This window comes from Pseudoxanthomonas sp. LjRoot125, assembly GCF_964252705.1.
In the GTDB taxonomy this organism is placed as follows: Bacteria; Pseudomonadota; Gammaproteobacteria; order Xanthomonadales; family Xanthomonadaceae; genus Pseudoxanthomonas_A.
In genome coordinates, this window is the sequence record NZ_CAXUOY020000001.1 from 2,116,147 (window position 1) to 2,130,692 (window position 14,546).

Below are 14,546 nucleotides of genomic sequence, written 5' to 3' on the forward strand. Positions count from 1 at the left end.
CTAGAACAGGTCGTCCGCGATGACGTAGTTGTCGCGGCCGGCCGACTTGGCGCGGTACAACGCGGCATCGGCACGCGAGAACCAGTCGTGCCAGGTCTTCTCCTGTTCGCGCAGCAGCGCAGAACCGAGCGATATCGTGATGCGCCCGCCCGGTCCACGCAGCGCGCCACGCACCGCTTTGCGCAGACGCTCGGTGGCGGCTTCGAGGTCCGCGCTGGAATCCACTTCCAGCAGGACGACGAATTCCTCGCCGCCGAACCGGAACACCTGGTCGTTGCGTCGCATCTCGAAACGCAGGATCGACGCAAGGTCGGCGATGGCGGCATCGCCAGCCGCATGGCCGTAGAGGTCGTTGACCTCCTTGAACTTGTCCAGGTCCAGCACCACCAGGCCGAAGCCGCGGCCGCTGCGCTGGAACGCGTCGACCGCATCGGACAGCACGCGCTCCATGCTGCGTCGGTTTGGCAGGCCGGTCAGTGCGTCGAGCGCAGCGAGGCGCTCCAGGCGAGCGCGATCGTCCTGTGTCCTGGCCGCGAACACATGCGAGAAGCCGGTGACCAGGAGTGCGCTGATCAGCACCGAGGCGGCATGCACGCCATCGTGGAAGAAGCCCGGTATCAGCTGCATTCCGAGGATCAGCGCGACATTGCAGCCCACCGCCAGCCAGCGGTGCGCGATGAAGAAGTTGGTCAACAGGACGAGGTAGGTCCAACTGAGCGCCGTGTGCCCGGTGACCAGGCAGGCGGCGAACGTTGCCAGCGAGTTGAGAACGGCCAACGCATTCCCTGCGCGGACGCTGTCGCCGCTGCGCCAGGCGTACACCACCGGCAAGCACACGACCACGACGATGCCCAGGTCCAGCCAGGCCATCGGCCACTGTCCGGCGAACGCACGATAGGTGCCGAACGACGCGATGGTCACCGCCGTGATGGAACCCAGCAGGACGATGATGTCCAAGCGGAAATCGCGGCGTTTCGGCTTCATCTCGAGGGCCGGATGCGGACGATGGGAGTCGGTGTATTCGTCGCTCAACGGGAACAGGATCGGTCGGCTGCGCCACCCCGGCGCCCGCGCAGTGTAGGCCTTGGCCCGAAGGCGGGAGTGATGCCGGTCACGCTTGCCGACGCCGCGCCGGGTCGACCTGCACGGACCTCTCACACAATGCCCAAGCCGTCATTGCGCATTCAGCCGGTCGCGCCAAGACTCTCGCCACCGCATCGGAGGAGACCGGACATGAAGGCATTGAAGACCGCTGTGATGGTGGCGTCGCTGGGGTTTGCCATGGCGACCGCCATGCCGGCCCACGCGCAGACCGTGGGCTACAACATCCGCACCGGCGACGTCTGGGTGGATACGCGCCTGGGCGAAATCAACGATTACGGACGTCGTTACCGCGACCCGTTCGTGTCGGAAATGACCGGCTATTACGGAGCGCCACGCTCGCTGGTGCTCGAGCTGCTGGATCGTCGCGGGTGGGCGCCGGCCGACGTGTACTTCGCCTGCGCGATCGCGCGCGCGCTCGGCATCCCTTGCCTCGACGTCGTGCATCGTTACGACCGTAACCCGGGCATTGGCTGGGGCAATCTCGCCAAGCAGATGGGTATCAAGCCGGGCTCGCGCGAGTTCCACGCGCTGAAGAACGGCGCTGTCGGCACCTACGATCGCTGGGGCTACCCGATCCGTGTCGACCAGCGCGTCAGCGTGGACTGGTCCAAGCATGGTCCTGGCCATGGCAAGGGCGGCAACGGTGGCAAGCCCGCGCAGGCGGGTCCCGCGAAGCAGGACCACGCGGGCCATGGGCAGGGCAGCAACGGCAAGGGGCCCGGCAACAGCAACAAGGGCAACAACGGCAAGGGCAATGGGAAAGGCAACGGACGCGACTGAGCGCTCCGTTTCCGGAACGACGAACGGCCTCCTCGCGGAGGCCGTTTTCGTTTCTGGAGTCGTGTGCGTGCCATCACTGCGAGCGCGCGGGCGGCCCGCGTCGCGTGAGCGTCACGTGAAAGGGTTCTGGAGCGAGGTGTCGCATAGTCCGCCCGACGACATCCGCCTGCGCCACCCGCAGGCGCGGGCCTGATCGCCCGGCTCCATCCCGACGCCGATTGCACAGCACCGTTGGAACGAGGAAGCCCCACCATGCCGTTCCCCAGAACCGATCGACTTTCCTTCGCCATCGCAGGGTGGCTCGGCTGCACCGCCATGGCGGTGTCGTCCGCAGCATGGGGCGCGTGCGATACCCTCGCGCCCACCACGGGACAGCGCGTCGTCTGCGACACATCCGCACCCAATCCCGCCACCGGCGGCGTGGTCGCAGCGCCCGACAGCCGTGATGTGGGCGTGACCATTCTTTCCGGGAGCGCGCTCACGCCTGCCAGCGGGCCGGGCGTGCAGATTCGCGATGCGAGCCGGGTCGACAACCAGGGCACGATCGAACTCGCGGCCGGCAATACCCTCGATGCGGTGTTCGCACAGGGCAACGACAACGTCGTGACCAACGCCGGCCGCATCGTGACCGCGGGTGGCACGTCAGACGGTATCCAGACCAACGGCAGCCGCAACCTGCTCTCGAACGCCGCCACCGGCACCATCGCCACGACGGGTGCGGGCGCCAACGGGCTGCTGTCATTGGGCGGCAGCGCGAACACGCTGGAAAACGCAGGCGCCATCACCGTCGGCGGCACGGGAGCGAGCGCGATCCACGTCGACGGCGGCGTAGAAAACACCGTCGTGAATCGTGGAACCCTGACCGCACTCGGTGGCGCGGGCCACGGCATCAGCGTCGTCAATACCGCCGCGCGCGTGACCAACGAAGCCACCGGGCGCATCGCCAGCCAGTCCGGGCGCGGCATCGTCCTGACCGGCGGCGGTACGGTGGTGAACGAGGGCAGCATTGAAGCGCTGGCAGGCGTGGGCGTTGTCTTCGCCGGTACCGCGAATGGCACGTTGGTCAATCGCGGAACGATCCGGGGCACGGTGGGCGGGGTGGAGTTCGGTGCGGGTGCCGATCGGTTGGAGATGTTGGGTGGAACGATTTCCGGTGGCGTGAGCCAGGGCGAGGGCAACGACGTCCTCGTAATGGAAGCGCGCACCTTGCAGCAGGTCGACCAGGGCGGTGGCAACGACCAGGTCGACATGCGTGGCGGCACGATCACCGGTACCGTCCAACAGGGCGGTGGCGTGGACGATTTCGTGATGCGCGGTGGCCAGATAGGCGCGCTTCTGCAGGGGGACGCACTGGATACGTTCCTGATGACCGGCGGCCACATTGTCGGTGCCTTCGAGGATGGCGACCGCGCGGTGATGACGGGTGGCCGCATCGGTCGCGTCAACATGAAGTTGGACGACAACGTGTTCGAGATGTCGGGCGGGGTCATCGACGGCAACCTGGTGACTGGCTTCGGCAACGACACCATCGTGCTCACCGACGGCTACATCGGCGGCAACGTCAGCGTCAGCGGCGGCAACGACAGTGTGACCGTTCGTGGTGGCGTGATACGGGGCGAGGTGCGCGTCAGCACTGGCGACGACCGCTTCACGTGGGACAGCGGCGGCATCGTCTACGGCACCATCGATCTGGGCGATGGCAACGACGCGGCATCGCTGCGCAACCTGGGGAACGCACACCTGGGCGCGATGCCCTCGCTCGTGGGCGGCCTCGGTACCGACGCACTGCAACTGGACAACGTGACGACGGCTGGCGTAGCGCGGTACCAAGGGTGGGAGTCGATCGGCGCGCGCAATGACAGCCAGTTGGTCTTCGATGGCGATCTGGTGCTGGGTGACGCCGGCAGCGGTACCGGCGTCCTGGATGTCGATGCGAGCAGCACATTGTTCGCGGGCGGCGGCGCGCATGCCGTACTGCGCGCCTTCACGGATGGCCAGATGGCGGGCCTGGTGAACGCAGGTCGCATCGATCTGACCAATGGCACGTCGGGTGCGAGCGATACCTTCACCATCGTGGGCAATTACATCGGCCAGAATGCGGCGGTGTTCCTGCAGACGGTGCTTGGCGACGACACTTCCGCATCCGACCGCTTGATTCTGTCCGGCGGAACGGCGAGCGGTACGACCGGGTTGGAGATCGTCAACCTGGGCGGGCAGGGTGGTGCGACGTTGCTGGACGGCATCCTGGTCGTGCAATCGCTGGCGGGGGCGAGTTCCACGGACACGGCCTTCGCTTTGTTCAGTCCGGTGGCCGCGGGCGCGTTCGAGTACTTCCTGTTCAAGGGCGGCATCTCCGACGGCAGCTCGGAAAACTGGTACCTGCGCTCGACGCTGGTCGCGCCGCCGACAGCACCGCCGCCCACGCCCGCACCCGCGCCGGATCCCACCCAGCCAGACGGCGACGGCCCCGCGCCACCGCCACCGCCGCCGGTGGTGCCACCACCGCCACCCTTGCCGCCCGCGCCACCTCCGCCGCCGGAAGGCGTGGATGAGCCGAATCCGGAACAGCCACCCCCCGCACCGCCGGCGCCGCCACCTGAGCCCCCGGATGTCGCGCCTCCCGCGCCGCCGCCGCCGATCCCGCACGTGCCGGACGATCCGCCCTCGATTCCCGTGCCGTCGCAGCCGGATGCGCCAGCACCGCCTCCACCGCCACGCCCGAATCCAGAGGCCGTGCCTGCGACGGGCTCCGTGATCCTGCTCTATCGCGTCGAAACGCCTACCTATGCGGTCGTACCGCCGGTGGTCCATCAGCTCGCGGTGGCATCGCTTGGAACCTTCCACGAACGTCTCGGCGGCCAAGCGCTGTTGCAGAACGAAGGCGGACTGAGCGCGGCGTGGGGCCGCGTGATCGGACAGGACGTGGAGCAGAGCTGGTCAGGGAGCGTCGATCCCACGTTCGACGGTACGGTATGGGGGGTGCAAGCGGGCGTCGACTTGCATGCGCGCGAAACCGACGGTGGCGATCGCGACCATGTCGGCCTGTTCCTCGGTCGCGTGCGGGCGGACGGCGACGTGCGCGGGTTCGCGCTCGGCTGGCAGCATCTCGCCACCGGCACGGTGAAGCTGGACGACACCCATCTCGGCCTGAGCTGGACGCGGGTCGGGCCTGCAGGCGGTTATTTCGACGCGGTGCTGATGGCGAGCCGCTACGACGGCGACGCCACGTCCGTGCGCGGCGTAGGCGTGGACCTTGAAGGTGACGGGCTGACCGCTTCGCTGGAGGCGGGCTTGTCGTTCCGCTGGCGTGCGGCTTCGCGTTGGACGCTGGAGCCGCAGTGGCAGGTGATCTGGCATCGGGCGTCCTTCGACGACCGGGACGATGCGTTCGCGCACGTGTCGATCGACACCGATGCTGCGCTCAGCAGTCGCTTCGGGCTACGGCTTGCGGGCGACTTCGCCGGCCAGCGGAGCCATTGGCAGCCGTACCTCAAGCTCAATGTGTGGCATGGCTTCGGTGGCGATGATCGGGTGCGGCTGGATGCCGACGAGATCACGACGGCGCAGCGTTACAACGCACTGGAACTGGGCGGCGGCGTAGCTGCGCGCCTCGGCATGCATGTCAGCCTGTACTTCGCGCTCGATCACACGCGCGATGTCGGCAATGCGAAGGGGACGAAGCGCGCGTGGGAGGGCAGCTTCGGGCTGCGTGCCGACTGGTGAAGCCGCTGGCGGCCTCAGGCCGTCAGCGCTTCCAGCGTCTTGAATACCTGAGGCACGGCCATCGCCGGCGTGCCGCCGTTGACCGACACGGCGCGCAGGCCGTGCTGGTAGCTCTGCCAGATCATGTCGTCGGCATGCTGGATGTCCACGCCGCGGAATTCACCGGCGGCCATGCCGCGGCTGAGTTCGTTGCGCACGGGTTCGCGCATGCGGCGCAGTGCGGCATTCATTTCAGCTTCTACCGTCGGCGACCAGCGCGCCGAGACGCTCCACAAGGCCGGGAAGGCGATGAAATTGGCGGCATCCTCGCGCGCCATCCAGAAATAGAAATCCAGGATGCGCTGCGCGTGTGTCGATCCCTGTGGCCGTTCCACCATCGGTGCCCGCCGCGCCGTGTAATCGCGGATCAGCAGGGTGGCGATGATGTCCGCCTTGGTTTCGAAGTGCAGGATGACGCCGCGCGCGCTGAGTCCGGTCTCTTCACCCAGGTCCATCAGCGTGGTCTGGTCGAACCCCTTGGTGAAGAACAGGCGGCGTGCGGCGGCCAGGACGGCTTCCCGCGTCTCCTGGCTGGTGCGTCGCTTGTGCGTAGGGTTGGAACTCACAGGCATCCTCCGGTTTTGCGCGGGAAGGCGCTCCGACACCGGCGTGGGCATCGGCCCATTCCGTTCGCTGGCGTATGTTGCCCCTCCCACAGTCGCATTCTGCCCGGATTCATGCATTTATTGGAACAGGTTCCGCACATCCGCCGTGAAACGCGCACGTGCGTGCCGCGAATCGGGCCCGCGGACACGTTTTCACACGGTAACCAGGATTTCGTCAGTCGCTGATTTGCCGCGCTGCGTCAAAAGACAGGTCGAAGACGCGCTGGACCGGCGGGCCCAGTTCGCCCGCCAGCAGGGCCAGCAGGAACAGACCCAGCAGCAGCGCCGTAGGCAGGCCGAGCTGGATCGGGTTGAGCGCCGGTGCGGCGCGTCCCAGCACGCCGAAGGCCAGATTGACCGCCAGCATCGCCACCATCACCGGCAGGGCGAGCCCCACGGCCGCGCGCAGGATGTGGGTGAACAGCATGGGCGCCACTTCCAGCATCTGCTGTACGTCGGGCAGCGCATTGCCGATCGGCAGCGAGCGATAACTGTCGACCAGCAACGACACCATCGCCAGGTGCCCGTTGAGGGTGAAGAAGATCAGCCCGAAGGCGAGGTAGAACCATTGGCCGACGACGCCGGAATTCACGCCACGCAGCGGATCGGACATCTGCGCGAAGGCCAGGCCCGTGCCTTGCGAAATGAGTTCGCCGGCGAGCGCGCCCGCCTCGAACGCCAGGCGGAGCATGAAGCCCATGCTGGCACCGACAGCGAGTTCGCGTGCGACGTTGAGGACGGTGGACGCGTCGAAGGCGATGCGATCCGGCGTGCCGGGCAGCAACGGCGCGAGCGCCATCGCCAGCGCGCCGGCGATGATCACGCGTACACGCACCGACACCGCGCGCGTGCCGATCAGCGGCGCGGCCATCAGCAGCGCGCCGGTGCGCAGCATCGTCCACAGGATGGCGTTGATCATGCCGAAGGCCTGCTGGCCGTCGATCACCATCTGGGTGGCGGCATCCATCGCGTTGCGGCCGTCGTCAGCCGATCAGGTGCGGCAAGCGCTGGAACAGCGCCGTCGTGTACTCCACCAGCACGCCGAGCAGATAGCTGCCGGTGGCGAACAGGGCGGCCGTCAGCGCGATGGCCTTGGCAACGAAGGCGATGGTGGGCTCGTTGAGTTGCGTGGCTGCCTGGATCACGCCGACAACGACGCCGACGACCAGCACGACCAACAGCAGCGGGCCACCGACCCAGAGCGCGACTTCCAGGCCGCCGCGCAGTTCGGTGAGGGCGAGTTCGGGGCTCATGCCGGTCTCCTCAGACGCCGTTGAAGCTGGCGGCCAGCGAACCGACGATCAGCACCCAACCGTCGACCAGCACGAACAACAGGATCTTGAACGGCGCGGACACCAGCATCGGCGAGAGCATCATCATGCCCATCGACATCAGCACGCTGGCGACGACCAGGTCGATGATCACGAACGGGATGAAGATCAGGAAGCCGATTTCGAAGGCCGTCTTCAGCTCGCTGGTGATGAACGAGGCGACGACGATCGGGAAGGGGACGTCCGCCGCGCTCGCGTAGGCACCGTGGCCGGCCAGACCGGCGAAGGTCATCAGGTCGGTCTCACGCACCTGCGCCAGCATGAAGTCGCGCAGCGGTCCGGTGGTCAGCGTCCAGGCGCTGGAGAAATCGATCTGGCCGTTGAGATAGGGCGCCATGCCCTGGGCCCAGGCTTTTTCGCCCACGGGCATCATCACCAGCATGGTGAGGAACAGCGCCAGGCCGACCAGCACCTGGTTGGAGGGCGTCTGGCCGGTACCGAGCGCCTGTCGCAGCAGGCCGAGCACGATGATGATGCGGGTGAACGCGGTCATCGCCAGCAGCGCAGACGGGATCAGCGTGATCGCCGTCATCAGCAGCAGCGTCTGCAGCGGCAGGCTGACCGTGTTGTCGCCGACCTGGCCGACGTTGACCTTCGGCAGGGCAGGCAGGGTCGGCGCCGTCGGTGCGGCGGGCGTGGCCGGAGCGGCGGCGGGAGCGGCGGCAGGCGGCTGCGCAGCGGGCGCGGCCTGGGCCAGTGCCAGCACCGGTGCGCACAGCCACAGCAGGCAGATCAGGGAAAGGACGAAACGGCGCATCTCAGGTCTCTTTACGCAGGCGCTTGGCCAGCAGCTCGGCGAAGTTGGGCATCGTCGGCGCAGGCGCGACGACCAGCGGTTCGGGCAGGGTGTGCAGGGCGGTGATGCCGCCGGCGCTGACGCCGATCAGCAGCTGTTCCTTGCCGACTTCGATCACCATCACGCGCTCCTTGGCGCCGACCGACAGCATCGACACCACGCGCAGCTGTTCGCTGGGACGGATGCCCAGGCCAGCGCCTGGCAAACGCTTGAGCAGCCACGCCAGGCCGAGGATCAGGCCCAGCACCAGGATCAATCCGACCAGCGCGCCGCCGATGCCGGGCGTGGAGGGCGCGTGCTGGCCGATCTTCTGGGCGGGCGCCGCGGCGGCGGCGAGAAGGGCGAAGGCGTGCATCGTCGGGCTCAGCGCAGGCGGCGGATGCGTTCGCTGGGGCTGACCACGTCGGTCAGGCGCACGCCGAAGCGGTCGTTGACCACGACGACTTCGCCATGCGCGATCAGCGTGCCGTTGACGAACACGTCCAGCGGTTCGCCGGCGCCGCGCTCCAGTTCCACCACCGAGCCCTGGTTGAGCTGCAGCAGGTTGCGGATCGGCATGCGGGTGCGGCCGACTTCCAGCGACAACGTCACCGGCACGTCGAGGATGACGTCCAGGCTCATGTCGGGTTCGGCGGCGTGGGTCTCGGCCTGAGCGTCGTCGAGGGTCGCGAGGTCTTCGTTCTCGGGAATCATGGTGTGGCGTCCTGGAAAGCGAAAGGGGTGAGGGCCTGGCGTGAAATCTGCGGTGCCTTGCCGCTGCCGGGCGGGTGCTTGGCGACGATCTTCACGGCGTTCTGGCCGTTGGAGATGCCGAATTCGCCGGTGAAGACCGGCACCTGCTCGACGCAGACCGGCACGGAACGGGGGAGATCGATCGGCAGGATGTCGCCGACCTTCAGCTGGGTGAGCTGGCGCAGGTTGATGCGCTTCTCGGCGAGCACGCTGGAGACAGTGACCTCCGCCTGGCGCAGCTGCTGGTGCATCGTCTCGCGGAAGCTGTCGTCGTCGTGCACGCGGTCGGACTGGATGCCGGCGTCGAGCAGCTCGCGGATCGGCTCCAGCATCGAGTACGGCAGGGTGACGTGCAGGTCGCCGCCACCGCCGTCGAGCTCGACATGGAAGCGGCTGACCACCACGTACTCGCGCGGGCTGACGATGTTGGCGAAGTGCGGATTGACCTCGCTGGTGATGTATTCGAAATCCACGGGCATCACCGGCGCCCAGGCGTCGACCAGGTCGGTGAAGGTCTGCTTGAGCAGCAGTTGGATCACCCGCATTTCGGTCTGGGTGAACTCGCGGCCTTCGATCTTGGCTGGATAGCGGCCGTCGCCGCCGAAGAAGTTGTCCACCATGGTGAACACCAGCTTCGGTTCGAACACGATCAGGCCCACGCCGCGCAGCGGCTTGAACTTGATCAGGTTGAGGTTGGTCGGCACGTAGAGCGAATGCAGGTAGTCGCCGAACTTGATCGTCTCGATGCCGCGCACCGACAGTTCCGCCGAACGGCGCAGCAGGTTGAACAGGCCGATGCGCCAGGTGCGCACGAAGCGCTCGTTGATCATCTCCAGCGTCGGCAGCCTGCCGCGCACGATGCGGTCCTGACTGGCGAAATCGTAGGTGCGCGCGACCGTGGGGTCGTGCGGCGGTTCCTCGGTCTCGATCGCGCCGGAGTCGACGCCGTTGAGCAGGGCGTCGATCTCGTCTTGCGAAAGCAGGTCACTGGTCATGGCGGCGGGTTCCCGTCACTGCATCACGAAGCTGGTGAACAACAGCGAATCGGCGGAGGGCTTGCCGGTCTCGGCGACGAGCAGCGCCTTCACCTCGCCAAGCGCGGCGTTCTGCAGGCGTTCCTTGCCCTCGCGCGACATCAGGCCGGCGGCATCCTGCTGGGCGAACAGCATCAGCAAGCGGGCGCGGATGGCCGGGGCGTGCAACTCGATGGCCTTCAGCGATTCGGGGTCGCGCGTCATCAGCTGCACTTCCACCTGCAGGTAGCGCGCGCCGCCGCTCTCGCCGACAAGGTTCACGACGAACGGCGGTTCCAGCGCGAAGTACTGGGCCGGCGCGGGCACCGTGCCCGGGCTGGCGGCCTTCGGGCCTTCCGGCTTCTCTTCTTTCGCACCGTGGCTGGTGAAGTACCAGGCGCCGCCACCGGCAGCGCCGGCGGCGATGAGCGCGACCAGGCCGATGGTCAGCAGCGATTTGCCGCCCTTGGGCTTCTCAGCCTTGTCGGTCTTGGACTTGCTGGCGTTCTTGTCGGCTGCCACGGCGGTGGATCTCCTGAGGGGTCAGCCCAGGTGATGCAAGCGGTGTGCCGTGGCGTGGAGGCGGAGCCGACGGGGTTTTGACGGGAGGTGACCGGGACGTGCTGACGTGGGAGCGACGTAAGTCGCGATATCGAAGCCGAGACGCCTGGCCGCGGAGGACGCATCAACACCGATCGCCGACTTTCGCGACTTACGTCGCTCCCACAAGAGCAGATTCAGCCCTCAAGCGTACGCGTCGACTAGGCCGCGGGCGGTCATACGGACGGTGCGGGGCGTCTCGACGGTGGGTTCGGCGCTGTCTCCACGATCTTCGCCGGCAAGGGAGCTGCCCCCCTGCGACGGCGGTGCGTGCTGGTGACCGACATCGGCGTGCGCGAGCTGGAAGCCGTGCTGCCCCAGCATGTCGCGCAGGCGGGGCAGGCTGGATTCGAGCGCCTGGCGCACTTCGGCCTGGGCGCTGGAGAAGTCGGCGTGTACGCGGTCTCCGTCCAAACGCAGGCGGATCTCGACCGTACCCAGGTCGTTCGGGGTGACCTTGATGTGGGCGTGGCCGATCTTCTGGTCCGCCATCCAGCGGACGGCGTCACCGATGTCCTCGTCGAAGTGGCCGCCCTGCAGATCGGCGGACGGTGCCGCCATCGCGTTGACCGTTTCGGTGCGGGCCAGGCCGAGCGACGCGTTGGATGCGCCAACGCCCGCCAGCAGGTTGCCGGTCGGGGTGGTGCCGTCGGTATCTTCGCTGCGGAACGCCTCGACGATGTCGCGTCCCAGGGCGACCACCTCGGGCAGGGCGGCGGCGACCTGGCCCGTGGCCAGGTGGGTGGCGAAGGAGAGCAGGTTCTGCAGCGGCGCCTTGGCGGGCGCATCGGCAACGGGCGTGGCGAGCGCTGCCGGGGCGTCGGGCGCGGCCGCGGGGGCATCGGTAACGACGGGTGTCGCCAGCAGGGTCTCCATGGGCAGCGTGACGCGCGCACCGCCTTGGCCCAGCACCGCGTCCGTCGCCGGGGTGAACGGGGTGCTGGCAGGCTGTGGCGTCGCAAGGGCATCGACGGGCACCGCAGGGCCTGCCACCGGCACGGAGGCCGATGCGGGCACGGTGTTCGGCGCCGCGTCGAGCAGGGCCAGCAGCGCGATCGGTGCCGCGTCGTCCTGCTTGATCTCGTCTTCCGCAACCGCGTTGTCGGTCGCGTCATCCTGGGGGTGGAGCGTGCGCACTTCGCTGGTGGGGGTTTCGCGCGGTTCCGCATCGCGCTGCGCAGGCTTGCGCACGGGCGCGTCGTCACGCGGCGCGGGGCGGCGGACCAGGTCGTCGAACGCGGGCTTGGCCGCGTCCTTCGCTCCCTCTTGCCCCGCAGGCTTGGTGGTGGCGCCCGGTGTCGCGGGCGCGCTGGGGGCGGGCGCAAACGCGGCCATCGGCGAGGGCATCAGGCGTCGCCTTCCTGCGTGGTGGTCGCCGCCAGGCGCGCGCGGCGCGCGCCGAGGTCGTCCATCTCGCGCTGGTCGCGGCGGTCGACGATCTGCTTTTCCTGCACGCGGTAACTGGCGGCCAGCTGTTCCAGCACCTGCTTGTCACGGCTGGCGAGCAGCAGGCGGTCGCGTTCGATGTCCACGTTGGCGCGGCTGCGATCGACGGTCTGCAACTGTTGCTTCAGCGCCTGGTCGATGCGATCGAGGAATGCGCGGCGGTTGGCCAGCTGTGCCGGGCTGGTGGCGGCCATCTGGCTGTTGGCGTATTCCTCGGCGTACTGCCGCAGTTCCTCCAGCCGCGATTCCTGCAGCGTCAGCGTCTGTTGGCGTTCGGCCAGATCACGGGCGACGGAATCCTCGTGCTCCTGGGCGCGGCGCAGCAGGGGATCGATTCGGCGGGACTGCATCATGACAGGGGGTCCTTGGCGTTACTGCAGACCATCGGGCATCGGAATGCCGACGGGGGCGTTGCGTTGGATCAGGGTTTCCAGTGCGGCGCGGCTGCTCGGCAGGTCGGCGGCGTGCGCCACGTCCTGGCCGAGGAACTCGACGATTTCCGGCCAACGTTCCAGCGCCTCGTCCACGGTCGGATCGTTGCCGCGCTGGTAGGCGCCGATGGCGATCAGGTCGCGGTTGCTGGTGTAGGCCGACAGCAGCCGCTTCAGCTTGCGGATGCGGTCGCGCCAGGTTTCGTCGGCGATTTCGGTGACGACGCGGCTGACCGAGGATTCCACGTCGATGGCCGGGTACAGGCCGCTGTCGGCGACACGGCGCGACAGCAGGATGTGGCCATCCAGGATGGCGCGCGCGGCGTCGGCGATCGGGTCCTGCGGATCGTCGCCTTCGGTCAGCACGGTGTAGAAGGCGGTGATCGAGCCGCGCCCCTTCGCGCCGTTGCCGGCACGTTCGACCAGCGCCGGCAAGCGTGCGAACACGGAAGGCGGATAGCCGCGCGTGGTGGGCGGCTCGCCGACCGACAGGCCGATCTCGCGCTGCGCCTGGGCGAAGCGGGTCAGCGAATCCATCAGCAGCAGCACGTTGAGGCCCTGGTCGCGGAACCACTCGGCGATGGCGGTCGCGCGGTAGGCGCCCTGCAGGCGCGCCAGCGGCGGACGGTCGGCGGGACTGGCGACGACGACGGCGCGCGCCAGGCCGGCGGGACCCAGCGTGGTCTCGACGAAATCACGGACTTCGCGCCCGCGCTCGCCGATCAGGCCGACGACGATCACGTCGGCGGCGGTGTACTTGGTCATCATGCCCAGCAGCGTGGACTTGCCGACGCCGGAGCCGGCGAACAGGCCGACACGCTGGCCGCGCCCGATCGGGAGCAGCGCGTTGATCGCGCGCACGCCGACGTCCAGTGGCTGGGTGATCGGCTCACGGGACAGCGGGTTGATCGCCACGCCGGACAGGCCGACGCTGCCTTCGGCACGGATCGGACCGCGACCGTCGAGTGGCACGCCGTCGCTGTCGATCACGCGCCCCAGCAGGCCTTCACCGACTTCCACGCCGCCGCGACGGCGCGAGGGCACCACGCGCGCATTCGGCAGCAGGCCGTGCAGTTCGGCGCTGGGCATCAGGTAGGTGCGCTCGCCGGAGAAGCCGACGACTTCGGCATCGACCCAGCCGCCATCGACGACCTCAATCTTGCAGGTGGCGCCCATCGGCGCTTCGCAGCCGATGGCTTCCAGGGTCAGGCCGACGGCGCGGCGCAGGATGCCTTCGCGGATCAAGCCGCGGCCGCCGAGGTCGGGATTGATCTGCGACAGGCGCGCGGAGAGGCGCAGGTCGCGCGCGGTCAGCCATTCCAGCGGCTGGGCGCTCATGCGCGGGCTCCGCGGTTGAGCACGGTGTCCAGTGCGCCGCGCAGGCGCGCTTCAAGCGTACCGTCGATACGCACGCTTTCGGCGTGCACGCGCAGGTCGCCGCGGCTGAGGCTGGTGTCGGCGGTCAGGCGGGTATGGGGTGTCATCGCCAGCACGGGCGTGAGCGCGGCGATGTCGTCCGGGTGCAGGCGCAGTTCGACTTCGCGCTGCGCGCCGCCGACGGCATCCAGCGCGCTGGTCGCCAGTTCCTGCAGCAGCACCGGATCGGTCTGGTAGGCGCGGCCGACGAGGGCGCCGGCGATGCGCACGGCGAGTTCGGACAGCGCCGCGACGACTTCGTTTTCGAGACGGTCCAGCGGGCGCGAGAAATTGTCCAGGATGCCTTCCATCTGGGCGGCAAGCCGGCGCACCTCGGCCTGGCCGTGGGAGAAACCCTCGGCGTGGCCTTCCGCCAGGCCACGTTCCAGTCCTTCGCGATAGGCGGCGTCCTGGATGGCCTGGATCTCTTCCAGCGTCGGCGGGACCGGCGGCGGTACTTCCTGGGCGGCGGCAGCCGCCTGCAGCACCACGTCGAGCGGGGCCGGCATCCAGCGGATCGGCGACGGCGC

At 68.3% G+C, this 14,546-nt stretch carries 15 protein-coding genes; 2 read left to right on the plus strand and 13 right to left on the minus strand.

Features of this window, described 5'->3' with window-relative positions; translation table 11 throughout:
* On the minus strand, positions 1-984 hold the full coding sequence (locus ACSION_RS09740; RefSeq protein WP_435305809.1) for a GGDEF domain-containing protein: 984 nt from the start codon (positions 982-984) through the stop codon (positions 1-3).
* Between the two features lie 249 nt (positions 985-1,233).
* Here ACSION_RS09740 and ACSION_RS09745 point away from each other — a divergent pair, with 249 nt between their 5' ends.
* Entirely contained in the window at positions 1,234-1,884 is a 651-nt protein-coding gene (locus tag ACSION_RS09745; protein WP_435305810.1) for a hypothetical protein, read from the plus strand.
* 252 nt (positions 1,885-2,136) lie between these two features.
* Complete coding sequence (locus ACSION_RS09750; protein WP_435305811.1) at positions 2,137-5,607, plus strand: autotransporter domain-containing protein; 3,471 nt, start codon at positions 2,137-2,139, stop codon at positions 5,605-5,607.
* Between the two features lie 14 nt (positions 5,608-5,621).
* Here ACSION_RS09750 and ACSION_RS09755 read toward each other — a convergent pair whose 3' ends face one another.
* The 12 genes from ACSION_RS09755 to ACSION_RS09810 all read right to left on the minus strand — a co-directional run bounded on the left by ACSION_RS09755 (position 5,622) and on the right by ACSION_RS09810 (position 14,525).
* Positions 5,622-6,212, minus strand: a complete 591-nt coding sequence (locus ACSION_RS09755; RefSeq protein ID WP_435305812.1) for a TetR/AcrR family transcriptional regulator — start codon at positions 6,210-6,212, stop codon at positions 5,622-5,624.
* A 214-nt stretch (positions 6,213-6,426) separates the two neighbouring features.
* Complete coding sequence (gene fliR, locus ACSION_RS09760) at positions 6,427-7,218, minus strand: flagellar biosynthetic protein FliR (RefSeq protein ID WP_435305813.1); 792 nt, start codon at positions 7,216-7,218, stop codon at positions 6,427-6,429.
* 16 nt (positions 7,219-7,234) lie between these two features.
* Entirely contained in the window at positions 7,235-7,504 is a 270-nt protein-coding gene (locus ACSION_RS09765; protein ID WP_093302879.1) for a flagellar biosynthetic protein FliQ, read from the minus strand.
* A 10-nt stretch (positions 7,505-7,514) separates the two neighbouring features.
* Positions 7,515-8,339: a flagellar type III secretion system pore protein FliP gene (gene fliP / locus ACSION_RS09770; protein WP_435305814.1), complete on the minus strand. Its 825-nt coding sequence runs from the start codon at positions 8,337-8,339 to the stop codon at positions 7,515-7,517.
* 1 nt (position 8,340) lies between these two features.
* Complete coding sequence (gene fliO / locus ACSION_RS09775; protein WP_435305815.1) at positions 8,341-8,733, minus strand: flagellar biosynthetic protein FliO; 393 nt, start codon at positions 8,731-8,733, stop codon at positions 8,341-8,343.
* 8 nt (positions 8,734-8,741) lie between these two features.
* A complete protein-coding gene (fliN, locus tag ACSION_RS09780) occupies positions 8,742-9,071 on the minus strand; it encodes a flagellar motor switch protein FliN (protein ID WP_435305816.1) in 330 nt (109 codons plus the stop codon).
* On the minus strand, positions 9,068-10,105 hold the full coding sequence (gene fliM, locus ACSION_RS09785; protein ID WP_435305817.1) for a flagellar motor switch protein FliM: 1,038 nt from the start codon (positions 10,103-10,105) through the stop codon (positions 9,068-9,070). Before fliM ends, fliN begins: the two co-directional genes overlap by 4 nt.
* A 15-nt stretch (positions 10,106-10,120) precedes the next feature.
* The gene (locus ACSION_RS09790) at positions 10,121-10,645 is read right to left on the minus strand and encodes a flagellar basal body-associated FliL family protein (protein ID WP_435305818.1); all 525 of its coding nucleotides are present in this window, start codon (positions 10,643-10,645) and stop codon (positions 10,121-10,123) included.
* A 222-nt stretch (positions 10,646-10,867) separates the two neighbouring features.
* On the minus strand, positions 10,868-12,070 hold the full coding sequence (locus ACSION_RS09795; protein ID WP_435305819.1) for a flagellar hook-length control protein FliK: 1,203 nt from the start codon (positions 12,068-12,070) through the stop codon (positions 10,868-10,870).
* Positions 12,070-12,522 (minus strand): flagellar export protein FliJ, encoded by a 453-nt coding sequence (fliJ, locus tag ACSION_RS09800; protein ID WP_435305820.1) that lies wholly within the window; start codon positions 12,520-12,522, stop codon positions 12,070-12,072. The genes ACSION_RS09795 and fliJ overlap by 1 nt, the downstream gene beginning before the upstream one ends.
* Positions 12,523-12,540: 18 nt before the next feature.
* Positions 12,541-13,938 carry a FliI/YscN family ATPase gene (locus ACSION_RS09805; RefSeq protein WP_435305821.1) on the minus strand — a complete coding sequence of 466 codons (1,398 nt, stop codon included), beginning with the start codon at positions 13,936-13,938 and terminating at the stop codon, positions 12,541-12,543.
* Positions 13,935-14,525, minus strand: coding sequence for a FliH/SctL family protein (locus ACSION_RS09810; RefSeq protein WP_435306694.1), 591 nt, complete (start codon positions 14,523-14,525; stop codon positions 13,935-13,937). The genes ACSION_RS09805 and ACSION_RS09810 overlap by 4 nt, the downstream gene beginning before the upstream one ends.
* Between the last annotated feature and the right edge of the window lie 21 nt (positions 14,526-14,546).

Coding starts and splice junctions, on each gene's coding strand:
- ACSION_RS09795 (WP_435305819.1), bottom strand. CDS start 12,070: ATGCCCTCGCCGATGGCCGCGTTTGCGCCCGCCCCCAGCGCGCCCGCG.
- ACSION_RS09810 (WP_435306694.1), bottom strand. CDS start 14,525: ATGCCGGCCCCGCTCGACGTGGTGCTGCAGGCGGCTGCCGCCGCCCAG.
- fliN (WP_435305816.1), bottom strand. CDS start 9,071: ATGATTCCCGAGAACGAAGACCTCGCGACCCTCGACGACGCTCAGGCC.
- ACSION_RS09745 (WP_435305810.1), top strand. CDS start 1,234: ATGAAGGCATTGAAGACCGCTGTGATGGTGGCGTCGCTGGGGTTTGCC.
- fliJ (WP_435305820.1), bottom strand. CDS start 12,522: ATGATGCAGTCCCGCCGAATCGATCCCCTGCTGCGCCGCGCCCAGGAG.
- ACSION_RS09740 (WP_435305809.1), bottom strand. CDS start 984: ATGAAGCCGAAACGCCGCGATTTCCGCTTGGACATCATCGTCCTGCTG.
- fliO (WP_435305815.1), bottom strand. CDS start 8,733: ATGCACGCCTTCGCCCTTCTCGCCGCCGCCGCGGCGCCCGCCCAGAAG.
- fliP (WP_435305814.1), bottom strand. CDS start 8,339: ATGCGCCGTTTCGTCCTTTCCCTGATCTGCCTGCTGTGGCTGTGCGCA.
- ACSION_RS09750 (WP_435305811.1), top strand. CDS start 2,137: ATGCCGTTCCCCAGAACCGATCGACTTTCCTTCGCCATCGCAGGGTGG.
- fliM (WP_435305817.1), bottom strand. CDS start 10,105: ATGACCAGTGACCTGCTTTCGCAAGACGAGATCGACGCCCTGCTCAAC.
- ACSION_RS09765 (WP_093302879.1), bottom strand. CDS start 7,504: ATGAGCCCCGAACTCGCCCTCACCGAACTGCGCGGCGGCCTGGAAGTC.
- fliR (WP_435305813.1), bottom strand. CDS start 7,218: ATGGATGCCGCCACCCAGATGGTGATCGACGGCCAGCAGGCCTTCGGC.
- ACSION_RS09805 (WP_435305821.1), bottom strand. CDS start 13,938: ATGAGCGCCCAGCCGCTGGAATGGCTGACCGCGCGCGACCTGCGCCTC.